Annotated in this window: 24 protein-coding genes; 19 read left to right on the plus strand and 5 right to left on the minus strand. The window is 60.6% G+C overall.

What is annotated here, in order from left to right:
• The first annotated feature begins 168 nt into the window (after nt 1-168).
• From kdpF to BLW70_RS14000, 6 genes are all read left to right on the plus strand, one after another.
• Nucleotides 169-258: a K(+)-transporting ATPase subunit F gene (gene kdpF / locus BLW70_RS13975; protein ID WP_007899818.1), complete on the plus strand. Its 90-nt coding sequence runs from the start codon at nt 169-171 to the stop codon at nt 256-258.
• 8 nt (nt 259-266) lie between these two features.
• Complete coding sequence (gene kdpA, locus BLW70_RS13980) at nt 267-1,961, plus strand: potassium-transporting ATPase subunit KdpA (protein ID WP_074874829.1); 1,695 nt, start codon at nt 267-269, stop codon at nt 1,959-1,961.
• A gap of 12 nt (nt 1,962-1,973) precedes the next feature.
• Entirely contained in the window at nt 1,974-4,031 is a 2,058-nt protein-coding gene (gene kdpB / locus BLW70_RS13985) for a potassium-transporting ATPase subunit KdpB (protein WP_074874831.1), read from the plus strand.
• Nucleotides 4,032-4,273: 242 nt separating this feature from the next.
• Nucleotides 4,274-4,819, plus strand: a complete 546-nt coding sequence (gene kdpC / locus BLW70_RS13990) for a potassium-transporting ATPase subunit KdpC (protein ID WP_074874833.1) — start codon at nt 4,274-4,276, stop codon at nt 4,817-4,819.
• Nucleotides 4,820-4,950: 131 nt separating this feature from the next.
• Nucleotides 4,951-7,596, plus strand: coding sequence for a sensor histidine kinase (locus tag BLW70_RS13995; protein WP_074874835.1), 2,646 nt, complete (start codon nt 4,951-4,953; stop codon nt 7,594-7,596).
• 68 nt (nt 7,597-7,664) lie between these two features.
• Nucleotides 7,665-8,363 carry a response regulator gene (locus BLW70_RS14000; RefSeq protein WP_074874837.1) on the plus strand — a complete coding sequence of 233 codons (699 nt, stop codon included), beginning with the start codon at nt 7,665-7,667 and terminating at the stop codon, nt 8,361-8,363.
• Between the two features lie 141 nt (nt 8,364-8,504).
• Here the strand turns inward: BLW70_RS14000 and BLW70_RS14005 are convergent, their stop codons facing one another.
• Entirely contained in the window at nt 8,505-9,545 is a 1,041-nt protein-coding gene (locus BLW70_RS14005; RefSeq protein WP_074874839.1) for a patatin-like phospholipase family protein, read from the minus strand.
• A gap of 222 nt (nt 9,546-9,767) precedes the next feature.
• Between BLW70_RS14005 and BLW70_RS14010 the strand changes: the two genes are divergently transcribed.
• From BLW70_RS14010 to BLW70_RS14020, 3 genes are all read left to right on the plus strand, one after another.
• Nucleotides 9,768-10,046 (plus strand): hypothetical protein, encoded by a 279-nt coding sequence (locus tag BLW70_RS14010; protein ID WP_052964059.1) that lies wholly within the window; start codon nt 9,768-9,770, stop codon nt 10,044-10,046.
• An 88-nt stretch (nt 10,047-10,134) separates the two neighbouring features.
• Entirely contained in the window at nt 10,135-10,893 is a 759-nt protein-coding gene (locus BLW70_RS14015) for a CHAD domain-containing protein (protein ID WP_074874841.1), read from the plus strand.
• Nucleotides 10,894-11,064: 171 nt separating this feature from the next.
• A complete protein-coding gene (locus tag BLW70_RS14020) occupies nt 11,065-11,862 on the plus strand; it encodes an acyl-CoA thioesterase (protein ID WP_074874843.1) in 798 nt (265 codons plus the stop codon).
• On the opposite strand, the gene BLW70_RS14025 is transcribed toward BLW70_RS14020, so the two are convergent.
• Complete coding sequence (locus tag BLW70_RS14025; RefSeq protein ID WP_074874845.1) at nt 11,863-12,228, minus strand: Mpo1-like protein; 366 nt, start codon at nt 12,226-12,228, stop codon at nt 11,863-11,865.
• 229 nt (nt 12,229-12,457) lie between these two features.
• Complete coding sequence (locus BLW70_RS14035; protein WP_074874850.1) at nt 12,458-13,939, minus strand: methyl-accepting chemotaxis protein; 1,482 nt, start codon at nt 13,937-13,939, stop codon at nt 12,458-12,460.
• 178 nt (nt 13,940-14,117) lie between these two features.
• Between BLW70_RS14035 and BLW70_RS14040 the strand changes: the two genes are divergently transcribed.
• From BLW70_RS14040 to BLW70_RS14070, 7 genes are all read left to right on the plus strand, one after another.
• Complete coding sequence (locus tag BLW70_RS14040) at nt 14,118-14,648, plus strand: hypothetical protein (protein ID WP_074874852.1); 531 nt, start codon at nt 14,118-14,120, stop codon at nt 14,646-14,648.
• Between the two features lie 64 nt (nt 14,649-14,712).
• On the plus strand, nt 14,713-14,904 hold the full coding sequence (locus BLW70_RS14045; RefSeq protein WP_008148797.1) for a PLDc N-terminal domain-containing protein: 192 nt from the start codon (nt 14,713-14,715) through the stop codon (nt 14,902-14,904).
• A gap of 171 nt (nt 14,905-15,075) precedes the next feature.
• Complete coding sequence (locus BLW70_RS14050; RefSeq protein WP_008148802.1) at nt 15,076-15,309, plus strand: hypothetical protein; 234 nt, start codon at nt 15,076-15,078, stop codon at nt 15,307-15,309.
• A 213-nt stretch (nt 15,310-15,522) separates the two neighbouring features.
• Nucleotides 15,523-15,864 (plus strand): ribonuclease E inhibitor RraB, encoded by a 342-nt coding sequence (locus tag BLW70_RS14055; protein ID WP_008148805.1) that lies wholly within the window; start codon nt 15,523-15,525, stop codon nt 15,862-15,864.
• 403 nt (nt 15,865-16,267) lie between these two features.
• Nucleotides 16,268-17,677: a circularly permuted type 2 ATP-grasp protein gene (locus BLW70_RS14060; RefSeq protein WP_074874854.1), complete on the plus strand. Its 1,410-nt coding sequence runs from the start codon at nt 16,268-16,270 to the stop codon at nt 17,675-17,677.
• A gap of 12 nt (nt 17,678-17,689) precedes the next feature.
• Complete coding sequence (locus tag BLW70_RS14065) at nt 17,690-18,640, plus strand: alpha-E domain-containing protein (RefSeq protein WP_033055742.1); 951 nt, start codon at nt 17,690-17,692, stop codon at nt 18,638-18,640.
• On the plus strand, nt 18,637-19,446 hold the full coding sequence (locus BLW70_RS14070) for a transglutaminase family protein (RefSeq protein WP_074874856.1): 810 nt from the start codon (nt 18,637-18,639) through the stop codon (nt 19,444-19,446). Before BLW70_RS14065 ends, BLW70_RS14070 begins: the two co-directional genes overlap by 4 nt.
• Nucleotides 19,447-19,598: 152 nt before the next feature.
• On the opposite strand, the gene BLW70_RS14075 is transcribed toward BLW70_RS14070, so the two are convergent.
• Nucleotides 19,599-20,420 carry a c-type cytochrome gene (locus BLW70_RS14075; RefSeq protein ID WP_074874858.1) on the minus strand — a complete coding sequence of 274 codons (822 nt, stop codon included), beginning with the start codon at nt 20,418-20,420 and terminating at the stop codon, nt 19,599-19,601.
• A gap of 598 nt (nt 20,421-21,018) precedes the next feature.
• On the opposite strand from BLW70_RS14075, the gene BLW70_RS14080 reads away from it, so the two are divergent.
• The 3 genes from BLW70_RS14080 (at nt 21,019) to BLW70_RS14090 (ending at nt 25,225) form a co-directional block, all read left to right on the plus strand.
• Nucleotides 21,019-22,224: an acetyl-CoA C-acetyltransferase gene (locus BLW70_RS14080; RefSeq protein WP_074874860.1), complete on the plus strand. Its 1,206-nt coding sequence runs from the start codon at nt 21,019-21,021 to the stop codon at nt 22,222-22,224.
• A 29-nt stretch (nt 22,225-22,253) separates the two neighbouring features.
• Nucleotides 22,254-24,398 (plus strand): 3-hydroxyacyl-CoA dehydrogenase NAD-binding domain-containing protein, encoded by a 2,145-nt coding sequence (locus BLW70_RS14085; protein WP_074874862.1) that lies wholly within the window; start codon nt 22,254-22,256, stop codon nt 24,396-24,398.
• 95 nt (nt 24,399-24,493) lie between these two features.
• On the plus strand, nt 24,494-25,225 hold the full coding sequence (locus tag BLW70_RS14090; RefSeq protein WP_074874864.1) for an amidotransferase: 732 nt from the start codon (nt 24,494-24,496) through the stop codon (nt 25,223-25,225).
• Between the two features lie 115 nt (nt 25,226-25,340).
• Here BLW70_RS14090 and BLW70_RS14095 read toward each other — a convergent pair whose 3' ends face one another.
• Entirely contained in the window at nt 25,341-26,312 is a 972-nt protein-coding gene (locus BLW70_RS14095; protein WP_074874866.1) for a magnesium and cobalt transport protein CorA, read from the minus strand.
• Between the last annotated feature and the right edge of the window lie 93 nt (nt 26,313-26,405).

The following is a 26,405-nucleotide window of genomic DNA, read 5'->3' on the forward strand; positions in this document are numbered from 1 at the left end:
CGAGCCTGCTCGCGATGAGGCCGGCCGGAACACCGCTGTAACAAAGCTATAAACCCACTCTTTACGCATTCTTTATTCCCCGCCACACCCCTCGCTCTCGTTCCTTTACAGCCTCCCTGCCGACAATGGATCCACACGCGGCAATACGCCGTAACACGGAGAATTTCCATGAGCGTTCTGGACGGAGTGTCGCTGCTATTGGCAGTGGGGCTGTTCATTTATCTGTTGGTTGCGCTGTTGCGCGCGGACCGGAACTAGGAGCGGCTATGCACAGTTATGACTATTGGCTGATCCTCGCCTTCTTCGCCCTGGTGCTGATTCCGGCACCGTTTCTGGGGCGCTTCTACTACAAGGTCATGGAAGGTCAGCGCACCTGGCTTTCGCCGATTCTCGGACCGGTGGAGCGTGGATGTTACCGAGTGGCCGGCGTTGATCCGCAGGCCGAACAGAGCTGGCAGAAATACACCCTGGCCTTGCTCGCCTTCAACCTTGCGGGCTTTTTGCTGTTGTTCACGATCCTGTTGTTTCAGGATCACTTGCCACTGAATCCGCAAAACCTGCCGGGCCAGGAGTGGACGCAAGCGTTCAACACCGCCGTCAGCTTCATGACCAACACCAACTGGCAGTCCTACAGCGGCGAAGCGACCCTCAGCTACCTGAGTCAGATGGTCGGCCTCACCGTGCAGAACTTCGTCAGCGCCGCCACCGGCCTCGCCGTGCTGGTCGCCCTGTGTCGCGGGATCGGTCGCAAGTCGAGCAAGACCCTCGGCAACTTCTGGGTCGACATGACCCGCGCCACCCTCTACGGCTTGCTACCGCTGTGCCTGCTGCTGGCGCTGTTTCTGGTCTGGCAGGGCGTGCCGCAAACCTTCGCTCAGTACGTGAATGCCGTGACGATGCAAGGCATCGATCAGGTGATCCCGCTCGGCCCGGCCGCCAGCCAGATTGCGATCAAGCAACTGGGCACCAACGGCGGTGGCTTCTTCGGCGTCAACTCGGCGCACCCGTTCGAGAACCCGACGGCGTGGAGCAACCTGTTTGAAGTCGGCTCGATCATTCTGATTCCGGTGGCGCTGGTGTTCACCTTCGGCCACTACGTGAAAGACCTGCGTCAGAGCCGCGCGATCATCGCCTGCATGCTGGCGCTGTTCCTGATCGGCGGCGCGACGTCGCTGTGGGCTGAATACCAGCCGAACCCGACCCTGAACAATGTCGCCGTCGAACAGACCGCGCCACTGGAAGGCAAGGAAGCGCGTTTTGGCACCACCGCCACGGTGCTGTGGTCGGTGACTACCACGGCGGCGTCCAACGGTTCGGTCAACGGCATGCACGACAGCCTCAACCCGCTGAGCGGCATGGTCGCGATGGTCAACATGATGGTCGGCGAAGTGATCTTCGGCGGCGTCGGTGCCGGGCTCTACGGCATGTTGCTGAACGTGTTGATCGCGGTGTTCCTCGCCGGCCTGATGATCGGCCGCACGCCGGAATACCTCGGCAAGAAACTGCAGGCGAAGGAAGTGCAGTTGCTGGTCGTGACCTTGCTGGTGATGCCGGTCGGCGTGCTGGTGCTCGGCGCGATTGCCGCGAGTTTGCCCGGCCCGGTCGCGGCGGTGAGCAACCCTGGCCCGCACGGTTTCAGTCAGTTGCTTTATGCCTACACCTCGGCCAGTGCCAACAACGGTTCGGCGTTTGCCGGGTTAGGCGCGAACACCGCGTTCCACAACCTGATGCTGGGCCTGGGCATGTTGATCGGTCGCTTCGGTTACATCCTCCCGGTACTGGCATTGGCCGGCAGCCTGGCGATGAAGAAAAGCGCACCGATCGGCCAGAACAGCTTCCCGACCCATGGCCCGCTGTTCGTGACTCTGCTGACCGTGACCATTCTGCTGGTGGGTGGTTTGACCTTCTTGCCGTCATTGGCGCTGGGTCCTATCGCTGAACATTTGAGCCTGGGCTTCTAAGGGGAATCAATGATGAATATGCCCGCAACTAAAGCCGCCACCGTCAAGGCGCCGGAACAACCGAAAACCGCGATCTCGGCCCTCTGGCGTCCGGCGCTGGTGCAAGCCTTCGTCAAGCTCGACCCTCGGCAACTGCAACGCGCGCCGGTGATGCTGGTGGTCGAACTGACCGCGATCCTGACCACCGTGCTGTGCTTCATTCCCGACAGCGCCGTGCCGACTTTTGTCGCCGCACAAATCGCCTTGTGGCTGTGGTTCACCGTGCTGTTCGCCAACTTTGCCGAAGCACTGGCCGAAGGTCGCGGCAAGGCCCGCGCCGACAGCCTCAAGGCCGGCAGCGAGGGTCTGAGTGCGCGACGCAAAACCAGCAACGGCGCCTTTCAAGTCGTGCCGGCGACCAGCCTGCGCAAGGGCGATGTGGTCCGCGTTGAAGCGGGGGAAATGATCCCCGGTGACGGCGAGGTGATCGAAGGTATCGCCGCGGTCAACGAAGCGGCGATTACCGGTGAATCGGCGCCGGTGATTCGCGAGTCCGGCGGCGACCGTTCGGCCGTTACCGGCAACACTCGACTGGTGTCCGACTGGCTGTTGGTGCGCATCACCGCCAACCCGGGCGAGTCGACACTGGACCGCATGATCGCCCTGGTCGAAGGCGCCAAACGCCAGAAAACCCCGAACGAAGTGGCGCTCGACATCCTGCTGATCGGCCTGACGCTGATCTTCCTGCTGGTGGTCGTCACCCTGCAACCGTTCGCCCACTTTGCCAACGGCAGCCTGCCGCTGGTGTTCCTGGTGGCGTTATTGGTCACGTTGATTCCGACCACCATTGGCGGCCTGTTGTCGGCCATCGGGATCGCCGGGATGGACCGTCTGGTGCGCCTGAATGTGATCGCCAAATCCGGTCGTGCGGTTGAAGCGGCGGGGGACGTACACGTCCTGCTGCTGGACAAGACCGGCACCATTACCTTCGGTAACCGTCGTTGCACAGCGGTGTACGCCGCGCCGGGTGTCACTGCCAAGGAACTGGCCGAGGGCGCGTTGTTTGCCTCCTTGGCCGATGACACGGCTGAAGGCAAATCCATCGTCGAGTACCTGCGCGGTCTTCACCCGCAACCTGAGCCGGCTCCCGAGGTGCTGACTGCCGTGCCGTTCAGCGCTGAAACCCGCTTGTCTGGCGTTGACTATCAGGGCCGGGTCTATCGCAAAGGCGCGGTGGATTCGCTGCTGGCCTTCGTTGGTCTGAAACGCGCCGATCTGGCCGCGCCGCTGTCCCGGGAAATCGACAAGATCGCTCAGAGCGGCGGCACCCCGTTGCTGGTTTGCGCCGACGGTAAATTGCTCGGTGTCATCCACCTCAAGGACGTGGTCAAGCCCGGCATTCGCGAGCGTTTCGCCGAACTGCGCAAACTGGGCATCCGCACCGTCATGGTGACCGGCGACAACCCGCTGACCGCAGCAGCGATTGCGGCCGAAGCGGGCGTCGATGATGTGCTGGCTGAAGCCACGCCGGAGAAAAAACTGGCGCGCATTCGCCACGAGCAGAACGACGGTCGCCTGGTCGCCATGTGCGGCGACGGCGCCAACGACGCCCCGGCCCTGGCCCAGGCGGACGTGGGCATGGCGATGAACGACGGCACGCAAGCCGCGCGCGAGGCGGCGAACATGGTCGACCTCGACAGCGATCCGACCAAGCTGCTGGACGTGGTGCAGATCGGCAAGGAATTGCTGGTGACCCGCGGTGCGCTGACGACGTTTTCCATCGCCAACGACGTGGCCAAATACTTCGCGATCTTGCCGGCGCTGTTCGCCTCGATCTACCCGCAACTGGGCGTGCTGAACGTCATGCACCTGAACAGTCCGCAGAGCGCGATTCTCTCGGCGATCGTGTTCAACGCCTTGATCATCGTGGTGCTGATTCCATTGGCATTGCGCGGCGTGCGCGTGCAGGCGGCGAGTGCGGCGGCGTTGCTGCGACGCAATCTGTTGATCTATGGATTGGGCGGGATTGTGGTGCCGTTTGTGGGGATCAAGGCGATCGACATGCTGTTGACGGCGTTGCATCTGGTTTGACGTTCTATCGGGTGACGCAGGCTCTGTGGCGAGGGGGCTTCTGTGGCGAGGGGGCTTGCCCCCGTTGGGTTGCGCAGCAGCCCCAAAACCTGAAACCTCAATTCTTCAGACATGCATACATCGGTTTGGCGACTGCTTCGCAGCCGAACGGGGGCAAGCCCCCTCGCCACAGAAGCCCTTTTGCCACAGGGCTGAGCAGTAGCTTCCAGACCTGAGTTTTTTATCAAATAGAGGATTTTGAAATGTCCACAATGATCCGCCCGGCCCTGAGCCTGCTTGTCCTGATGACCCTGATCACCGGCGTCGCCTATCCACTGGTGGTCACCGGTGTCGCCCAGGTCGCATTCCCCGACCAAGCCAACGGCAGCCTGGTACACGACGCCGATGGCAAGGTCCGCGGCTCGTCGCTGATCGCGCAGGATTTCGTTGGCGATACCTGGTTCCATCCACGGCCATCGGCCGGTGCATTTGCCACCGTGTCGAGCAGTGCCAGTAACCTTTCTCCGAGCAACCCGGCGTTGGCCACTCGGGTGATCGACGATGCCAACAAACTGCAGGTGCCGGGCCAGGGGCCGGTGCCATTGGCGATGGTCACCACCTCCGGCAGCGGTCTCGATCCACACTTGCCACCGGCCGCGATTGCCTATCAACTGGCGCGTGTTGCAGCGGCGCGCCATCTGCCAGTATCTACGCTTCAACAGTTGATGGATGCGCACATCGAGCAGCCATTGGTGGGGCCGCCGGTGGTGAATGTGCTGGCGCTGAATATCGCGCTGGAAAATTTGTAAATCGGTGGCGCCGCTAATCGCGAGCAGGCTCGCTCCCACAGGGGAATGCATTCCAAATGTGGGAGCGAGCCTGCTCGCAATGGCGGCCGAAAAATCACCACATCACTACCTGAAAAAAGAGATCCCCAAGCATGAGTGACTCCGGCCGCGCCGACGCGCTGTTAGCAGACCTGCCCCGCGACGGCCGTGGCCGGCTCAAGGTTTTTCTCGGCGCCGCGCCCGGTGTCGGCAAGACCTACGCCATGTTGCAAGCGGCCCACACCCAACTGCGTCAGGGCGTGAAAGTCATTGCCGGCGTGGTCGAAACCCACGGTCGCGCCGAGACCGAAGCGCTGCTCGGCGGCTTGCCGCAGCAGCCGTTGGTGCGCTCGGAATACCGTGGCGTGATGCTCGAAGAAATGGACCTCGACGGCTTGCTCGCCGCCAAACCGAAACTGGTGCTGGTGGACGAACTGGCGCACAGCAACGCCCCCGGCAGCCGCCACACCAAGCGCTGGCAAGACATTCAGGAATTGCTCGCGGCAGGCATCGACGTGTACACCACGGTCAACGTCCAGCACCTGGAAAGTCTTAATGACAAAGTGCGTGGCATCACCGGTGTGCAGGTTCGCGAAACCCTGCCGGACTGGGTGCTGCAAGAAGCCTACGAGCTGCTGCTGATTGACCTGCCACCGCGCGAGCTGCTCGAGCGTTTGCGCGATGGCAAGGTCTACGTGCCGGAGCAGGCGAGGGCGGCCATCGACGCGTTCTTCACCCAGACCAACCTCACGGCCCTGCGCGAACTGGCGATGCAAACCGCTGCCGCTCAGGTCGATGATGATTTGACTCAGGGCTATCGCCAGCTCGGCCAAGCGGCGCCAGCGGTGCGCGGTCGCCTGTTGGTCGGCGTCGATGGCGATGCACAGGCCGAGCGTCTGGTGCGTCACGCCAGTCGCGTCGCCCAGCGTCGGCACTTGCCGTGGAGCCTGGTGCATGTGGACAACGGCAGCGTGCGAGACGAGCAGTCACGCCTGCGCCTGCAAAGTGCCCAGCAATTGGCCGAACGCCTCGGCGGCGAAGTGGTGCTGCTGCGCGCCGGCGAGGTGGCGAAAACCCTGATCCAGCATGCCGCCGAACGCCGCGCGAGCCTGGTGTTGGTCGGTCAGTCCCGGCAGCGTTTGCGTCGCCGGTTGTTCGGCGGCGGCCTGGCGTCACGGCTGCTGCGCGATGCGCGCGGGCTGGAAATCAACGTCCTCGACAGCGATCACGAACAGCATCAGCCGCGTCAGCGTTCGGCGCAGTCACTGGTGTGGTTCGACTACGCGCTGGCGCTGGTGGCGACGGTGCTCGCCACCGCATTGGCCTGGGCGGTGGCGAGTGTGTTGCCGCTGCCCAATATCTCGCTGGTGTTCCTCGCCGCGGTGTTGCTGGTGGCGGTGCGCAGCAGTCTGGGCCCGGCGCTGGCCTGTGCGGCGCTGTCGTTTCTGACCTATGACTTTCTGTTCATCCCGCCGAATTTTTCCTTCAGCATTCAGCGCGAAGAAGACGTGCTGACCTTGCTGTTCTTCCTGCTGATGGCGGCGCTCACCGGTAACCTCGCGGCCCGCCAACGGCGGCAATTGCAGGCGCTGCGCGACACTCAGGAAGAGACCACCGAACTGCTCGACCTGTCGCGCAAACTCACCGCTGCCACCGACCGCCAGGCAGTGGTCAGCGCAGCGGCCCAGCACCTCGATGGCTGGAGTGATCTGCAACTGTGCCTGCTCAATCGAGACGGCCAGGGCGGCTGGAAAGTCGAAACCGGTGGCCCGCTGGAGTTTTCCGAAGCCGAGCGCGCTGCCGCCGATTGGGCCTGGCAACACGATCAACCGGCCGGCGCGGGCACCGGCACGTTGCCGTTCGGGCGTTGGTGGTGGTGGCCGTTGTCGGTGGAAGACGGGCCGCTGGCATTGCTCGGTGTGTGCGCCAAAGAGGGCCAGACCTTGAGCGGCCAGCGTCGGCGTTTGTTGACCGCGCTCAGCCAGCCACTGGCCCAGGCACTGGCCCGCGCGCAATTGGCCGAAGACCTGGAAGCCGCCCGGCTGCACGGCGAAACCGAGCAACTGCGCAGTGCCTTGCTGGCCTCGGTATCCCACGATTTGCGCACGCCGCTGACTTCCATGCGCGGCAGCATCGACAGCCTGTTGGCCCTCGGTGAGGCGATCCCGCTGGAGGATCGCCGCGAACTGCTTGAAGGCACTCGCGATGAAGCCGAGCGCCTCGATCGCTACATCCAGAACCTGCTGGACATGACCCGCCTCGGGCACGGCGCCCTGAAGCTGGCGCGGGACTGGGTGTCGCCGGCCGACATCGTCGGCAGTTCGCTCAATCGTCTGCGCGCCGTGCTGGCGCCGTTGCAGGTGACCACCGAAGTGCCGCCGCAGTTGCCGCTGCTGTACGTCCACGCTGCGCTGATCGAACAGGCACTGGTCAACGTGCTGGAAAACGCCGCGCGGTTTTCACCGCCTCACGGTCGCCTGCAATTGCGCGCCGGGGCCGACGACAGTGAGCTGTTTTTTTCGGTGAGCGATGAAGGGCCGGGGATTCCTCCGGAGGATCGGGAGAAGATTTTCGACATGTTCTACACCGCCGCGCGCGGTGATCGTGGCGGGCAGGGCACCGGGCTGGGGCTGGCGATCTGTCAGGGCATGGTCGGTGCCCATGGCGGGCGGATCAGCGTCGCCGATGGCATCGAAGGACGAGGCACCTGCATCACTTTGCACCTGCCGTTGCAGGCTCAGCCGACCTTTGAAAATTAAGAACCGAAAGTGAAGCCTGATCGCCCTTGCGTTACTCTCTTGCCACTTCTTTGTGTTGATGTGAATTCATGAGCCAGACCGCGACCATTTTGGTCATCGACGACGAACCGCAGATCCGTAAATTCCTGCGCATCAGCCTTGTTTCCCAAGGCTACAAAGTGCTGGAGGCCGGCACCGGCACCGAAGGCCTGGCCCAGGCGGCGCTGAATAAACCGGACTTGCTGGTGCTTGACCTCGGTTTGCCGGACATGGACGGCCAACAGGTGCTGCGCGAGTTTCGCGAGTGGTCGACGGTGCCGGTGTTGGTGCTCTCGGTGCGCGCCAGTGAAGGGCAGAAAGTCGAAGCGCTCGACAACGGCGCCAACGACTACGTGACCAAGCCGTTTGGCATTCAGGAGTTTCTCGCGCGGGTGCGTGCCTTGCTGCGTCAGGCTCCGGCGGGAGAAGCGCAGCAAGCGGCGCTGGCGTTCGGCCCGTTGACCGTGGATCTGGCGTATCGCCGGGTGTTGCTCGACGGCACCGAAGTCGCGCTGACCCGCAAGGAATACGCGGTGCTGGCGCAACTGGCGCGGCATCCAGGGCGGGTCATCACCCAGCAGCAATTGCTCAAGGATATTTGGGGGCCGACCCATACCGAGGACAGTCACTACCTGCGGATTGTGGTTGGGCACCTGCGCCAGAAGCTGGCGGATGACCCGACTCAGCCGCGATTCATCGTCACCGAGGCTGGGGTCGGGTATCGGTTGTTGAGTGAAGACAGTCTTTAGTTTTTATGTTGGATTATCCGGCCCCATCGCGAGTAGGCTCGCTCCCACAGTGATCCGGGTGTTCACAGATCATGTGACCGTCACAAAACTCTGTGGGAGCGAGCCTGCTCGCGATGGGGCCCTGAAATTCATTCGAGATTCTCAGGAATCCCGCTCATTTTCATACCGGTCCAATGTATCCCGTGCAATCTCCCGTCCCAGCGCGATCAATTCCGGCGCCTTGTAAAACTCGAAAAACCGGCACACTCGCTTTGGCACGTTGATCAGAATATCCGGCGGATAACCGGCGATCTTGTACTGCGCCAATGACGTCTGCATCACCTCGAAACTCTGGTTGATCAGGTCCAGCAAAGACGCTGGTCCGACGTTGTCGATGATGAACGACCCGGTTGCGGATTTTGGCGCGCCGTCGCGTTCGGGGGCGGCGGCGGGTTGCTGGGCTTCGGGTTCGGCGGACTCGATCCACGGGTTGATATCGGCTGCTTCAGCCATCAACGCTTCCTTTTCCAGCAGCAGCAATTGTTCCGCCTGTTTGCGGCGGAAAGGCAATTTTGAACCGAGCGAGTTGATCAGGCTGTCGAAACGGGTCTTGAATGCCGCCGGACGCTGGATCACCGGCAGTTGATAGTGGCGCTGGTTGGTGGAGTTGAGGTTGACCGCGATGATCAGGTCGCAATGACTCGACACCACCGGCACGATCGGTAAAGGGTTGAGGATGCCGCCGTCCACCAGCATGCGGTTGCCCTGCATCACCGGGGTGAACAGGCTGGGAATCGCCGCCGAGGCGCGCATGGCCTGGTGCAGGCAGCCCTCCTGAAACCAGATTTCCTGCTGGTTGGTCAGGTCGGTGGCCACCGCCGTGTAGGGGATGCGCAAGTCTTCGATATTGATCTCGCCGACGATCTTGCGGATCTGCCCGAAAACCTTCTCCCCGCGAATCGCACCCAGACGAAAACTGACGTCCACCAGGCGCAAGACGTCGAGGTAATCCAGGCTTTCGATCCAGTTGCGGTAATCGTCGAGTTTGCCGGCGGCATAGATCCCGCCGACCACTGCGCCCATGGAACAGCCAGCGATACAGGCAATGTCGTAGCCACGCCGTTCGATTTCTTCAATGACCCCGATATGGGCGTAGCCCCGGGCTCCACCTGAGCCCAGCACCAGCGCGACACGCTTTTTCATGAATCGCCCTCGTCTGACAAGGTTCAACAATGCACCTATCGAGGCCCGCGCTTCAATCGCTAAGGTCGTTCGGCGAGGCGAGGGCGTCGTTTTTTCGACACTCTTTGGCGGCAGATGGGTATTCTCGCGAGCGCTAGAGTTTCCGAGGCGGGGCCAAGGCACTTTTCACCTGCCAGACCGTCTTAACTGCACGATTGTTTACCTATCTTTGAGGTGTGAAAAATGAAAGTCTGGATCTGTGTGCCGTTGATTGCCCTGGCACTCGCCGGTTGTGCCGGTAAAACCGCTTACCGTGACAGCTGCGGTAGCCAGCTCGACGCCGCCTGGCATGAACTGGACCTGGCCAAAGTCGAGGGCTTTGCCGGGACCGTCAGCTACTCCAAGGCGCTGTCGTTGTTGACCGGTGCCAAGACCCAGCAGCAATTCGAAGCCTATGAGGGCTGTACCAAGAAGGCCGAAAAAGCACGCTTTTACATTCGTGAGTCGCGCGCGGGACGCTGAAAACCGCTCTAAGCTCTAAGCTGCTTGCGATAAGTCAGTCGCCCCGGATTTCGGCTGGCGGCTGGCAGCTGTTTACGGAGTAACTCCCATGATTAACCGGTTGGTGGCTCATGTCCTGGGCCTGGAAGTCCGTTTGCTGGCCTGTCAGGCACGCTTGAGTGCGCGCACCGACCCTGAAGCGCTGCACGATCTGCGCACCACGGTTCGCCGTTTGCGCAGTCTGCTGCGACCATTGCGTGGTTTGCCTGGGGTCGAACAGCTGGAAGCGGCGGCGTCCCGGGTCGGCGACCTGACCACGCCATTACGTGATCGCGAAGTGCTGGCGGCCTACCTGCTCGAGCATGATCAACCCGAGGCTGCCCATCGGCGTATGGCGCAAATGGCCGAGGCTTATCCAGCGGTCGCGACGAGTCCTGAAGTGGCGCAAGTGCTGATGATCCTCGATGCCTTTCCGCGTTTTTTGCGGGCCGCCCAACGTCAGGGCCTGGTCAAGGGCTTGCGTCGGCGCATCGAAAAACGCTTGGCCAAGCAGTGGAAAAAACTCGACGAAGCCCTGCACGATCCGGCACATGATCGCCACCGTTTGCGCCTTCTGATCAAGCGCGTGCGCTATGGCATCGACGCCTATCCCGAACTGGATAGACTGCCGAAAGCGGCGATGGCGCGCTTGAAATCCGCACAAGGTGCCTTGGGCGATTGGCACGATTGCTTGCAATGGCTGGCCATGGCCGAACAGGAAACCGATTTGCAGCCCTGCGTCGCAGGCTGGAAAACTGCGATGGCCAAGGCCGAAGACCGCGCCGATCGTGTCCTCGACAAACTCAGCGCTGCCTGTTTCAAATCCTGATACCACCACAAACCGCTTATGTAGCAGCTGCCGAACGCAGCCTTCGGCAGCTGCTACAGAGATGGCGGTGTTATCCGGCCTATCTGTCAGTCTCTTTGGCCGGAATAAGCGCTGTGCCATCCTCGCCGGCTGGTTAAGATCCCTTCATCCTTTTCTCATACCGAGGTTTTCATGCGCTTTTCCGATCTGCTTGATGCTGTCCGCAGCCAGCCGCTGGAGCTGTCTATCCCGGCCAAATGGGCTCAGGGGCGCGCCAGTTTCGGTGGCCTGGTGGCCGCCTTGCAGTACGAAGCCATGCGCGCGAAGGTCCCGGCGGATCGTCCGGTGCGCTCGCTGTCGATCACCTTTGTCGGCCCGGTCGAGCCTGAGGTGCCGGTCAGCTTTGAAGTCGATGTGTTGCGCGAAGGGAAGGCTGTCAGCCAGGTGCTGGGTCGGGCGATGCAGAACGGCCAAGTGGTGACGTTGGTCCAGGGCAGCTTCGGCGCCTCGCGACTGTCGGAAGTGGCGGTGATCGCCGAACCGGCACCCGAGATGAAGCACTGGGACGATTGTCAGGAACTGCCGTTCATCAAAGGGGTGCTCCCGGAGTTCATGCAGCATCTGGCGATGCGCTGGAGTGTCGGCGGTCTGCCGTTCACGGGCAACAAATCCCGCGAGATGGGCGGCTGGGTGCGCTTGCGTGGGGACGTGAAGGAAGAAGCGGTCAGCGAAGCGCATATATTGGCGCTGGTTGACGCCTGGCCACCGGCCCTGATGCCGCACCTGAGTAAACCGGCGATGGGCAGCACGCAGACCTGGACCATCGAATTCGTTCAGCCGTTGCTTGAACTGAGCACGCTGGACTGGTGCAAATACCTGGTTGAAACCGAACATGCCGCTGACGGCTACGGTCATGCGGCCGCGAAATTGTGGAACGCGGACGGTCAGTTGATTGCCATGAGCCGGCAGACGGTGACGATTTTCGCCTGATCAGTGACGACGGTGGCGCTCACGCCAGGCGCGCCACCAACCGCCGCTCAGGAAGAACCGCGGGAAGGTCAGAAATTGCTCGACCAGCAAGCGCGACACGGCATCCTTGCGATCACTGAACGGCTCGGAGGCTTGCGCCTCCAGGCGGTGGCCGTGGCGTTGCAGGCCGAGGGCAGCGAGTAGTCCGATAATGCCAATCGCGACATTGGTAAAACTCAGACTGAACACGCCCGAGACAATCAGCAGAAACGCCACGATGAACAGCGGCACGGCAATCAGGTGCAGCACCAGATTGGTCGGGTGCTGGTGATTGTTCGGGTACGCGCGCCATTGCCAGGCGGGAAGGTTGGGATGACGTTTGCCCATGATGCTAATCCTTGGTTCGTTGAGGCTCTTGAACAAAGAATAGGCCGGGGCAAACCAGTCGGCGAATCAAGGCTGGCTATTGACGTGATAGGTGTCATGTTCGGAATTGATGTTGAACGGGCTGACGCCTTCGCGAGCAAGCCCGCTCCCACAGTAAATCTCTTTTGTACCAAAAATTAATGGCCACTGAAGATCACCTGTGGGAGCGAGCCTGCTCGCGATGGGGCCCTTACAGTTTCAGCTGCCCGATAGCCTTGCTCAGTTCTCCGGCCAACGCCGCCAGCTCATTGCTGGTCGTCGCCGAATCCACGGTCTGCTGCACGGTGTTCTCGGTCACATCCCGAATGCTCACCACTGCGCGATTCATTTCTTCGGCCACATGGCTCTGCTGCTCGGCCGCCACCGCGATCTGCGTGTTGCTTTCACGCATCTGCGCCACGGCACTGGTGATCTCCGCCAACGCTGCTCCAGCCTCCTGAGCCTGTTGCACGCAATCGTCGGCCTTGAACGAGCTTTCCTGCATGAAATCCACCGCGTCCCGAGTCCCGGCCTGCAACGCCGAAACCATGATCGTGATCTCGTCAGTGGAGGTCTGGACACGTTTGGCCAGGTTGCGCACTTCATCGGCGACCACCGCAAACCCGCGCCCCATTTCACCGGCACGGGCCGCTTCAATCGCGGCGTTCAGCGCCAGCAGATTGGTCTGTTCGGCAATGCTGTGAATCACACTGACCACGCCGTTGATCTTCTGACTGTCCTCGGCCAGGCGCTGGATCATCTCGGCAGTTTGTTGCACTCCGCTGGACAGGCCGGCAATCGATTTCTGCACCCGACTGACCACTTCTTGCCCGCTGCCGGCCAGGGTGTCAGCGGTTTGCGAGAGGTCACGGGTGGCGCCGGCGTGCTGGGCAATGTGATAAACCGTGGCAGTCATTTCGTTGATCGCCGTGGCAGCCTGATCGGTTTCGCTTTGCTGGCCGAGCATGCCGTGACGTACCTCGTTCATGCTCGACGCCAGCCGCGCCGCGCCGACATCCAGTTGCCGGGCGGTGCTGGCGACGGTGTTGACCACCCGCTGGTAACCGGCCTGCATGGCGTTGAAGGCATTGGCCATCTGCCCGACTTCGTCAGTGCAGGCCAGCGGCACGCGGGCGGACAGGTCGCCGGTTTTCTCGACGTGGAGCATCACGTCCTTCAGCGTATTGAGTTGGCTGAGCAGGAAGCGGATCAACAATTGCGAAGCGCCGAGCATCGCCAGCATCAGGACCGCCACCGCCACGGCGTAGTTGGGAAAACGCTCGCCAAATACCTGGGCCAGGCTCGGGCCTTGGGCAATCACCGCAACCTGGTTACCCTCCGTGCGCGTGAACACTTCAGCGCCCATCAACGGGTTGTCGCCGAACAGCGGCATGACATTGATGGCGACCCAGCCGTTGGTATCGGCCAGTTCCAGTACCGGTTGCCCGTTCAGCGACGGTGTCTGCCCGCGACTGAACGTCAGCACGTTATCGGCCTTGGGGAGCGGCTGCCCGGCGGGCCAGGCGTTGAGCAGTCGCGCCTGGGCTTGTGCCGATGCCTGAGAAGCATGACTGCGGGCCTGTTGTTCGAGCTGTACGGCGTACAACACCAACAGCAAGGTCGTGACGAAGGCGACGGCGTTGACCGCCCAGAATTTGTATTTCAGCGAGATATTGCTAAGCCAGGCACCCATGGAGGTCTTCTCTGATAGCGGAAACAGTTTCGGCAAGGTGCCAGTATTGTGCCGCTACTGAGGGGGCTGGATCTTGATGTGGGTCAACAACCCCGGCCCTGCTCGCGCGCAGGAATTGCGGGGCGTAATGCGCTATCCTTCGCGCCTTCAAAATTCCCTCGCTACAGGATTCCGCCCCATGAAAGCCGCACTCGTCGAACTCATCAGCAAAATAAGCTCCGGCTGCATGAGCGATGACGAAATCCTCAAAGTCGCTGACGAAGCGGCCCAGGCCTACGCCGATCCCGAGGCTTTTCTGACGGCCAATCCGGATATCAACTACGACGAAACCTTCCCGATTCCGCTGGGCGAGTGGGTCGTCGTCGGCAGTCTTCCAGAGACCGTGCTGTTCCAGGCCGACACCTATGTGGACCTGTTCGCCCAGATCGTTTCCTCGTTCGGCCCCGGGGTCGATTTCAATATCAAGCCCAAGCAACTGGCCAAGACCGAAGCGCTGACCGCGCTCAATCGCATTCAGGTGCAGATGGGCAGCATGAACAAGGAAAACGGCGGTTACACGCTGATGAACTTCAGTCAGTTGCTCGACGACGATCTGCAAGTGGTGCTGGTCTACGGCAATGATGTGCCCCGCGTGCTTGAGTTGTGCGCCCAAGTCGGCATCGCTGCCGCACCCTCGCTCGAAGCCCTGAAAATCGCCGTTCACGTTTAAAACACGGAACCCTCGCAAGGCCCGGCTATCCTAAGAGTGCAAACCACTCTTAGGGAGCGACACCATGGGTTCCACGTTCAACGGTCTGATTGGCCTGATAATTCTTGCCCTGGATATCTGGGCAATCATCAACGTGCTCAAAAGTGGTGCCGACACAGGGATGAAAATCATCTGGGTGCTGCTGATCCTGCTGCTGCCAGTGCTGGGCCTGATCATCTGGGCCATCGCCGGGCCACGAGGCAACGTCCGGATCTGACGGCGTCTTCAGGCGCCAAGCCAGAAAGGGCTCTCTCAGGTTGTGTGAAAACACACCGCGGAGAGCCCTTTTTTCATGCTTCACTTATAGAAGGTCCGGTTGAACGATTGGCCGGGGAAGGATGTCGAGATACATGTAAGCCCATCCATGGGTTTTATCGAGGAGGCACTGATGCAAAAGTGGAAAGTCACTTTCGTTGATGATCACGGTGAACAAGTTGACGAGGTGTTCGAGAGCGATGAATGCCCGAACAACGAACAAGCCGCGAAGCTCATTCGCGCCCGCTGTCTGCCTGTGGCTGCCGAACTGGACCTCAACGATCTGGAAGGGCGCGCCGATGATCCGACTGTCAAAAGTCTGAAAACCCAGAACAGCATTGAAATCCTCAGCATCACGCCAATCTGAACATCTCCTGTCACATTTCTAACCAGGCCTTGGCAGTGGCTCTATCTTGAGGCTACTCTGCAACCGAGATCAGCGAACGGATCGCTAAGGTCTGGTCTTGTCAGCTACATGCTTGCTTCCCACCGGCAACGTTGTTGCCGCATCGCTCGCCCCATTCGGTTGCGAGTGCCGGGATTACGGAAAGTCTATCCATCAGTCTGAGGGGGACGTTTCATGAGCACAGCCTATCAAGAAGACATCAGCACCAGCGTGTTGCGCCGCATGAAAGAAGGCGGCTTCGACTTTTCAAGATTCCATCCCATCGAGTTCTACGCCATTTTTCCGGACGAGGAGCGGGCGCGCAGGGCGGCAGGGCATTACTGTGGTGAATCCTTGAATGCACAAATCAGCGTGCGCGATGACGGCGCGTGGTACCTGGAACTGAGCAAAGTGATGTACGCCACTTATGACGGCATCGGCGATTTCGAGCAGGATTTCGAGGCGGTGGTTGAGCCTTTGGGCGGCATCATCGAAGGATGGGGCGTCAAGCAGGAGGTACGAGGGCGACTCGCATAACTTATGAACAGTGACAACACTCAGCAACGGCTGACCTTCGGGTTGGCCGTTTTCGTTTTCGCGGTTTGAAAAGACAAAAGATCGTGTTTTTGATTCATAACGTTTCAACTACGCAAAAAAAAGCCGCCTAAACAGGCGGCCAAAGGGAAGTTCGTCAAGTTTTCCAGCGAATGCGCGGATTATCCGCATCGCCTCCCGGGCAGTGAAATCAACTCTGGCTATGCTGGTGATAGGCAACAACATTGCTTCGCAATGAAGCGGGGGCGATCAGGTGGGGGCATTTACCGCACAGGATTGGTGCGGTGCGTGCAATGCGATTATTCAACTGATTGATATCAAAGCGTTTATGCCGATGGCACGGGCCTTGCGAAGGCCTGCATGTCCGGGTGACAAGGAGTACGGCATGATCCGCACCTATTTTGATGAGATGTACGATGCCGGCGGCCAGGTCCGCCCGCATTATCGGGAGTTTGCCCGTTGGCTGGCCGAAACGCCTGACGAGCTTTTGGCACAACGGCGACGCGAGGCCGATCTGTTGTTTCATCGCGCCGGGATTACATTCACGCTCTATGGTGATGAGCAAGGGACAGAGCGCCTGATTCCCTTCGACACCATTCCCCGCAGCATCCCCGCCAGTGAATGGCGAGTCGTCGAGCGCGGCTGCATTCAGCGGGTCAAGGCGTTGAACATGTTCCTCGCCGACCTCTATCACGAGCAGCGCATCATCAAGGCTGGCATCATTCCGGCCGAGCAAGTGCTGGCCAACGAGCAATATCAGTTGGCGATGCAAGGGCTTGATTTGCACCGTGATATCTATTCCCACATCTCCGGTGTCGACCTGGTGCGCGATGGTGACGGCACGTACTACGTGCTCGAAGACAATCTTCGTACACCGAGCGGCGTGAGCTACATGCTCGAAGACCGCAAGATGATGATGCGATTGTTCCCTGAACTGTTCGCGGCCCAGCGCATCGCACCGATCGACCACTATCCCAACCTGTTGCTCGATACCTTGAAAAGCTCCAGCCCGATCGACAACCCGAGCGTGGTGGTGCTGACGCCGGGTCGTTTCAACAGCGCGTTTTTCGAGCATGCGTTTCTGGCCCGGGAAATGGGCGTTGAGCTGGTGGAAGGCGCGGACCTGTTCGTGCGCGATGACAAGGTGTTCATGCGCACCACGGACGGGCCGAAAGCCGTCGATGTGATCTACCGTCGCCTCGACGATGCATTCCTCGATCCGCTGGCGTTCAACCCGGACTCGATGCTTGGTGTTCCAGGGCTGCTGTCGTCATACCGCTCCGGCAATGTCGTGCTGGCAAATGCCATCGGCACCGGGGTCGCGGACGACAAGTCGGTGTATCCCTTCGTCACGGACATGATCCGTTTCTACCTGGATGAAGAGCCGATCCTGAAGAATGTGCCGACGTGGCAGTGTCGTAATCCCTCCGAACTGTCCCACGTACTGGCCAATCTTCCGGAACTGGTGGTCAAGGAAACCCAGGGCTCCGGTGGTTACGGAATGCTGGTGGGGCCGGCGGCGACGGCGGCGGAAATCGAGTCTTTCCGTGCGCGGATCAAAGCCAAGCCCCACGCGTATATCGCGCAACCGACGTTGTCTTTATCGACCTGTCCGACCTTTGTCGAAAACGGCATCGCTCCACGCCACATCGACCTGCGTCCGTTTGTATTGTCTGGCCGCGAAACCCGGGTTGTGCCCGGCGGTTTGACTCGTGTTGCCCTGCGCGAAGGCTCCCTGGTGGTGAATTCATCCCAGGGCGGCGGAACCAAGGACACCTGGGTGGTCGAGGATTGAAGGAAGCCTGCCATGTTAAGTAGAACTGCCTCGGATTTGTATTGGATGTCGCGTTACCTGGAGCGGGCGGAAAACCTCGCACGGATGCTCGACATCAGTTATTCGCTGTCGCTGATGCCGCAAGATGGCCGTGGTGACGGCCTGCACGAACTCGCCATGCCGTTGTTGATCACCGGCACCCTGGACGATTACCTGGAGCGCCACGGCGATCTGCATGCTGAACGGCTGCTGCATTTCTTCGCTTTGGACGCGGCCAACCCGGCGAGCATCTACAGCTGCCTCGGCGCTGCGCGGGCCAGTGCCCATGCGGTGCGTGGGCGAATCACCGCCGACATGTGGGAAAACATCAACGCCACCTGGCTGGAAATTCGCGGGATTGCCGATCAAGGCTTGAGTCGCTACGGCATGAGCCGTTTCTGCGAGTGGATCAAGGAACGTTCCCACCTGTTCCGCGGCGCGTCCTACGGCACGATCATGCGTAACGATGCGTTCCGCTTTATTCGCCTGGGGACGTTTATCGAAAGGGCCGACAACACGTTGCGCCTGCTCGATGCCCGTTACGAAATGGCTGGCGATCAGGCCGAGGCGGTCAGTGATGGCACCGCTCACGCCTATTACCAGTGGAGCGCTTTGCTGCGGGCGTTGTCCTCGTTCGAGGCCTACACCGAGATCTACCGCGATGCGCCCGGCGCCCGGCATGTGGCCGAGTTGCTGTTGCTGCGTGCCGACGTGCCGCGTTCATTGCGCGCCTGCACCGAAGAAATCGACCAGATCCTTGCCCAGCTGCCGGGGGCCAACGGCCGTCCCGCGCAACGTCTGGCGGCGGAAATGGACGCACGCCTGCGTTACACCGGTATCACCGAAATTCTCGACGAAGGCCTGCACGCCTGGCTGACCGAGTTCATCCCGCTGGTGCGCCAGTTGGGTAACGCCATACACAGTTCCTACCTGGAGGCTGCATGAGACTTTCCATTAGCCACGAGACCACCTATCACTATGAAGATCAGGTGCGGGCGAGCATCCAGTACCTGCGACTGACCCCCCACGACAGCGAGCGCCAGCACGTGCTCAGTTGGCAGCTCGACTTGCCGCGCCCGGTGCGCGCGCAACTCGATCCGTTCGGCAACATCCTGCACGTGCTGACCATGGACGAGCCCCACGAGGCGATCATCATCGGCGCCCGGGGCCAGGTGGACATCGACGAATTGCGCGAGGCGGAGCATGAGAGCCAGTCGGCGCTGCCGTTCTTGCGTTTCACGCGCTTGACCGAAGCCGACGAAGCCCTGCGAGCGTTCGCCGAGAAGGCGTGCAAGCAACGCCGGGATCGCACGGCGCTGATCGATTTGATGCATGGCCTGAACCAGCACATGACCTACACGCCGGGCTCCACCGAAGTGGATACCAGTGCCGCGCAGGCTTTCGCCGGGCGTTCCGGTGTCTGCCAGGACCACACCCATGCGTTTCTCGCCTGCGCTCGCAGCCTGGGCATTCCTTCGCGTTATGTGTCGGGCTATTTGTACAGCGAGAACAGCGAACACCTGGCCAGTCACGCCTGGGCGGAAGCCTGGCTCGATGACGCCTGGTACAGCTTCGACGTGACCAATGAACTGGCGCGGCCTGAGCGTCATCTGAAACTGGCGGTGGGCCTGGATTACCTGGATGCCTGCCCGGTGCGTGGCATGCGGCGTGGCGGTGGGTGCGAGCAGATGCATGCGAAGGTGTTTGTCTCGCCGACGCCAGCGCCGGTGATCTCCGTCCAACAGCAGTAACCTACCACCGATCGTTCCCACGCTCTGCGTGGGAATGCCTCCACGGACGCTCCGCGTTCGGCTTTGAATGTGACGCAGAGCGTCACGGGCTGCATTCCCACGCGGAGCGTGGGAACGATCACTGAGCAGGCTCGCTCCCACAGGGGGGAGTGTCAGGGCTTCGTCTTGCGCCCAGCCATGTGCTTCAAATACCCCACCAACCTCTCCAGATCCTCGTCCGGCAACACCGTCGCCGAGAACCCGGGCATCTTCGCCTGTGGCCACTGGCGCAAGCTCTGCGGATCACGAATGTAGCGCTTGAGGAAATCCGCGCCGAAGTACTCGGTCGGGTTAAACGGAATATTCAGGTCCGGCCCAAACTGCGCATCCCCGGCGCCGTTCAATCGGTGACACGCCAGGCAATTCTTCTGAAACAGCGCAAAGCCCTTGTTCACCGGGTCATCAGCCTTCAACGCCGGATCGGGCAGCAGGGCAGGGAAGCGCTCGGCCACCGCTGCCAAGCGCTTGATGCTTGCCACTTGAAAAGGCCATTGCTCGGGACTGATGTCGCCCGCCTGTGGATCGGTCCAGACCAGATAGAACGGCCCGGCGCCGGGTTTGGCTTCCGACAGCGGTGGCCACGGCTTGGCGGGATCTTCAATCGCCAACCAGGCGCGCGCACCCTGGGAATTGAGCAACGGTGCGGCTGACAGTTCTGCGGCAAAACCATCCAGGGCTACCGCCTGTAAATGGTCTTCAGGCTTGATGCCCGTCAACAACGCGGCCACCGGAACAGCGCGATAGCTCATGTCCCGTTTGTAGGAAACGTCGTTGCTGATGGTGATGGTCTGAGCCTGAGGATGCTTGAGCAGTTCCTCGGTTTGCCAGGTGCGACTGCTCGCGCCCAGCTCCAGGTTCAGCTGTGCGGCAGACAGAGGCGTGCTGAGCAGCAAGGCCCCGAACACAATGAGCGTTTTCAAATGATCGCCGTCCATGTCGTGGAAGTGCCGCAAAGGTTGGCACACTCACGCTGACCCGGGTAGCGAGCCAGTCACATTTTCAGAGGGCGATACAAAAACCTGGCGCCGTATTTTTTATTGACCGACTAACCGATCACCTTGGTCAGGTTCGGCAAAATCAACAACAGCGTAGTGGCGAAAAGAATGAGCCCGGCTTGACGTACTTTTGATTGTTTGAACATGGCTTGACCGCCTTTATTGTTATTTCCTGATGCCTGCCTGCATTTCTCCATGACGGCAGAGCGTTGCACTTCCTGTTTGACGAGCGCCTCGGCAAAACCCGACGACAACTTCGTACAAGTTCACCTTAGAGGCCGCGTCACGCTTGCTTTAGATCCATTTCGTATGGGCTTGGCATAAATTGCTCCTAAAAAGGCATGAGGCCTATTGCCAGCTTCTTGGGCGCCCGTTTGCTAGACAGCTTGCTGTCCTGAATCGGTTAATCCGCTGATTGCCTACCGTCCGTCTGAGCGTGACCGTCAACGTCTGTGAGCACTGCGGTCATTGAATCCCGGGCTGCTCGGCCTAAGGTGGAGACTCTGAATTTACTCCCCTGCCCAGGTTCGAGAACGTCATGACCCAAGCTTTTATTTTCGACGCGTTACGCACGCCCCGCGGCAAAGGCAAGGCCAATGGCGCCTTGCACAGCGTCAAACCGGTGAGCCTGGTAGCCGGGCTACTCACGGCGCTGCAACGGCGCACGTCTCTCGATACCAGTCAGGTCGACGATGTGGTGCTTGGTTGCGTGACGCCCGTCGGCGATCAAGGCTCCGACATTGCCAAAGCCGCGACCCAGGTGGCGGATTGGGACGTCAGCGTGGCGGGTTTGCAGATCAACCGCTTCTGCGCCTCGGGGTTGGAGGCGGTGAACCTCGGCGCAATGAAAGTGCGTTCCGGCTTCGAAGACCTGGTGGTGGTCGGCGGCGTCGAGTCCATGTCCCGCGTGCCGATGGGCAGCGATGGTGGCGCTTGGGCACACGACCCGGAAACCAGTTTTCACAGCCATTTCGCCCCTCAAGGCGTGGGCGCTGACCTGATCGCCACGCTGGAAGGCTTCAGCCGTCAGGACGTCGATGCCTATGCGCTGCACTCTCAGCAAAAGGCTGCGCGGGCGAGGGCCGACGGTTCGTTCAACAAATCGTTGGTGCCGGTGCAGGATCAGAACGGCATCATCCTGCTCGATCACGATGAATTCATCCGCGCCGGATCGACCCTGGAAGGCTTGGGCCAGCTCAAGCCTAGCTTCGAGATGATCGGGCAAATGGGCTTCGATGCCACGGCACTTCGGGTCTACAGCCATGTTGAGCGGATCGACCACGTGCACACGGCGGGTAACAGTTCCGGGATCGTCGATGGCGCCGCGCTGATGCTGATCGGCTCCGAGGCCAAGGGCCGCGCGCTGGGTTTGCAGCCGCGGGCGCGAATCGTCGCCACCGCCGTCACCAGCACCGACCCGACCATCATGCTCACCGGCCCCGCGCCGGCCACCCGCAAGGCTCTGGCCAAGGCCGGGTTGCGGGTTGAAGACATCGACCTGTTCGAGGTCAACGAAGCGTTTGCCTCGGTAGTGCTGAAATTCATCAAGGACATGGCAATCGATCCGGACAAGGTCAACGTCAACGGCGGCTCCATCGCCATGGGCCACCCGCTGGGCGCCACCGGCTGCGCGATCCTCGGCACGCTGCTCGATGAACTGGAAACCCGGCGCCTGCGCTATGGCCTCGCGACGCTGTGTGTCGGCGGCGGCATGGGCATCGCCACCATCATCGAACGCCTCTGAGCCCCGACCGACTTCAAGGAAACCCTTTCATGACCGAAGCCATCCGTTACGAAAAAGGTCAGGACCAGATCGTCGTCCTGACCATCGACATGCCGGGCCAGAGCGCCAACACCATGAACGCGGACTACCGCGAAGCTATGGCCGCGTGTGTCGCCCGACTGGTTGCCGACAAAGACACTATCGCCGGCGTGATCATCACCTCGGCCAAGAAAACCTTCTTCGCCGGCGGCGACCTCAACGAACTGATCAAGGTCGGCAAGCCCGAAGCCAAAGCCTTTTACGACATGGTGCTGACACTCAAAGGGCAACTGCGCACCCTTGAGACCCTCGGTAAACCGGTGGTCGCCGCGATCAACGGCGCCGCGTTGGGTGGCGGTTGGGAAATCTGCCTGGCGTGCCATCACCGGGTTGCGCTGGACGATTCTTCGGTGCAACTCGGCCTGCCGGAAGTCACCCTCGGCCTGTTGCCGGGCGGCGGCGGGGTGGTGCGCATGGTGCGAATGCTCGGTATTGAAAAAGCCTTGCCCTATCTGCTCGAAGGCAAGAAGGTCCGGCCGCAACAGGCGTTGCGGGCAGGTTTGATTGATGAGTTGGCGGCCGATCGTGACGAACTGCTGGCCAAGGCGCGCGCCTGGATTATTGCCCATCCTGCGGCTGTGCAGCGCTGGGACGTGAAGGGTTACCAGATTCCCGGTGGCACGCCGTCGAACCCGAAAGTCGCGCAAATGCTGGCCATCGCGCCGTCGATCCTGCGCAGCAAAACCCAGGGCTGCCTGCCCGCGCCAGAGAAAATCCTCTGCGCGGCGGTAGAGGGTGCTCAGGTGGATTTCGACACCGCGCACTTGATCGAAACCCGTTACTTCACCGAATTGACCACCGGCCAAGTGTCGAAAAACCTGATTGGCACGTTCTGGTTCCAGCTCAACGAAATCAATGCCGGTGGCTCGCGGCCCCAAGGCTTTGCGCCCTACGTGACGCGTCGCGTGGGTGTGCTGGGTGCCGGCATGATGGGCGCCGGAATCGCCTTTGTCAGCGCATCGGCCGGCATCGAGGTGGTGCTCAAGGACATCAATCTTGCGGCGGCACAGAAGGGCAAGGCTCATTCGGCAGCGCTGCTGGACAAGAAGGTTGCGCGTGGCCAATTGAATGCCGATCAACGCGATGCAACGCTGGCGCGAATTCACCCCACTGAAAGCGATGCTGACCTGGCCGGCTGTGATCTGATCATTGAAGCGGTGTTTGAAGATCGCGATTTGAAAGCCAGCGTCTCTTCGGCGGCGCAAAAGATCGTTGGCCCGGAGGCGGTGATTGCATCCAACACGTCGACCTTGCCCATCAGCGGCCTCGCGACTGCGGTGCCGGATCAGAGCAAGTTCATCGGCCTGCATTTCTTCAGCCCCGTGGAGAAAATGCCCTTGGTAGAAATCATCAAAGGCACCCACACCAGCGACGAAACCCTGGCGCGCGGGTTCGATTTCGTACAGCAAATCAAGAAAACACCGATTGTGGTCAACGACAGCCGTGGTTTCTTCACCTCGCGGGTGTTCGGCACCTTCACCAACGAAGGCATCGCCATGCTGGGCGAAGGCGTCAGCGCGCCGATGATCGAGACCGAAGCGCGCAAGGCCGGCATGCCGATCGGACCTCTGGCGATCTCCGACGAAGTTTCCCTCAGCCTGATGAGCCATATCCGCCAGCAAACCGCCAAAGACCTGCAAGCAGAAGGGAAACCGCTGATTGAGCACCCGGCATTCGCCGTGATTGACTTGCTGCTCAAGGAATACAAGCGTCCGGGCAAGGCGGCTGGTGGTGGTTTCTACGATTATCCGGCCCGTGGGCAGAAGCATCTGTGGCCAGAGCTGAAAAGCCTTTTCGAGAAGGCTGACGGGCAGATTTCGCCGAAGGACGTGCGTGATCGGCTGCTGTTCGTGCAAGCCATCGAAACCGTGCGCTGTGTGGAGGAGGGCGTAGTGACCTCGACGGCGGACGCCAATGTCGGCTCGATCTTCGGGATCGGTTTCGCCGCCTGGACTGGCGGTGCGCTGCAGTTCATCAACCAGTACGGCGTGAAAGATTTCGTTGCCCGTGCCCAGTACCTGGCGGAGCAGTATGGCGAGCGATTCGCGCCCCCTGCGCTATTGCTGGAGAAAGCGGCCAAAGGGGAGGCATTCTAGGGGACGGATGACGCATTCCGGGGCTTGCCTTGCCACTGTGTTTCAAGGCAGGCTCTGGGGTGTGCATTATTCCCATCACGTGTCAGGTATTTTTTATGTCGTTACGCATCTGCATTCTGGAAACCGACATCCTGCGTCCGGAACTGGTCGATCAATATCAGGGTTACGGGCAGATGTTCCAGCGTCTGTTTTCGCAGCAACCCATCGCTGCCGAGTTCACCGTGTACAACGTGATGCAGGGCGAGTATCCCAGCGATGATCTGACCTTCGATGCCTACCTGGTCACCGGCAGCAAGGCCGATTCCTTCGGCACCGACCCGTGGATTGAAACCCTCAAGGCTTACCTGCTGACCCGCTACGAGCGCGGCGACAAACTGCTGGGCGTGTGCTTCGGCCATCAACTGCTGGCGCTGCTGCTGGGCGGCAAGAGCGAACGCGCGACCCAAGGCTGGGGCGTCGGCACCCACAAGTACAAACTCGCCGCCAAGGCGCCGTGGATGAACCCGGTGAGGGAAGAACTGACCTTGTTGATCAGCCATCAGGATCAGGTCACCGCGCTACCGGAAAACGCTACGGTCATCGCTTCCAGCGATTTCTGCCCATTTGCCGCGTACCACATCAACGATCAGGTGCTGTGCTTCCAGGGGCATCCGGAGTTCATTCACGATTACTCGCGTGCCTTGTTGGATATTCGTCAGGAAGCGTTGGGCGAGCAGATTTACTCGAAAGGGATGGCGAGCCTTGAGCACGACCATCACGGCACGACCGTTGCGGAGTGGATGATGCGGTTTGTTGCGCACAAGCCTGAAGCTGGATCGGTTCAATGAGCTGACAACGAACCTGTGGCGAGGGAGCTTGCTCCCGTTGGAGTGCGCAGCAGTCCCCTCTTTTTTGGGCCGCTACGCGACCCAGCGGGAGCAAGCTCCCTCGCCACAACGCTTGTCACAACCACCCGGATTTTTTGAAGCTCGCCCATAAACCCACACAACCGACCGCAATAAATCCCAACACCCCGAAATACCCGTAATGCCAACTCAACTCCGGCATGTTCTGGAAGTTCATCCCGTAAATCCCCGCCACCGCCGTCGGGAACGCCAGAATCGCCGCCCACGCCGCAAACTTGCGCTGCACCACGCTTTGGCGTGACGCCTCAAGCAATACCCCGACTTCGATGGTCTGGCTGGCAATGTCCGCCAGGGTCGTCAGGTCTTCCATCTGCCGCGTCACGTGGATCTGCACATCGCGAAAGTACGGGCGCATGTTCTTGTCGATGAACGGGAAGTTGAGCTTTTGCAGTTCCTCGCCAATCTCTACCATCGGCGCCGCATAACGACGCAAACGCAAGACATCCCGGCGCAGACTATGGAGTTTTTGAATGTCGCGCTCGTTCAGGGAACCGCACATGACGTTGCGTTCCAGCTCATCGATCTCTGCGTGGATCGCCTCGCCCATTGGCTGGTAGTTTTCGATCACGAAGTCGAGGATGGCATAGAGTACGAAATCTTCCCCGTGCTCCAGCAACAGCGGACGCGCCTCACAGCGCTGTCGGACATAGGCGTAGGAAGCGGAGTGGCCGTTGCGTGCGGTAATGATGTAACCGTTGCCGGCAAAGATATGAGTTTCGATGAACTGCAGTTTGCCTTCATGGCGGATCGGCGAATACGTGACGATGAACAGCGCGTCGCCGAAGGTTTCCAGTTTTGGTCGACTGTGTTTTTCCAAGGCGTCTTCGATGGCCAGTTCGTGCAGGTTGAACTGGCGTTGCAGATTGAAAAGTTCTTGAGCGTTGGGCTCTTCAAGGCCGATCCAGACAAAGTGGCCAGGCTTTGCAGCCCAGGCAGCGCCTTCGTCGAGGGTGATATTGGTGACTTTCTTACCGGCGCTATAAACCGCAGCAGCAACAACTCTACCCATGATAGTGATTCACTTCTTATTGGCAGCTTTCAATTAGCAATGATTGCAGTGGCAGGCAGTCTCCAGCTTAGCCCTGTCTGCTGTTTGAGAGTC

Origin of the sequence: Pseudomonas frederiksbergensis, assembly GCF_900105495.1 — a bacterium.
Classification (GTDB): Bacteria; Pseudomonadota; Gammaproteobacteria; order Pseudomonadales; family Pseudomonadaceae; genus Aquipseudomonas; species Aquipseudomonas frederiksbergensis.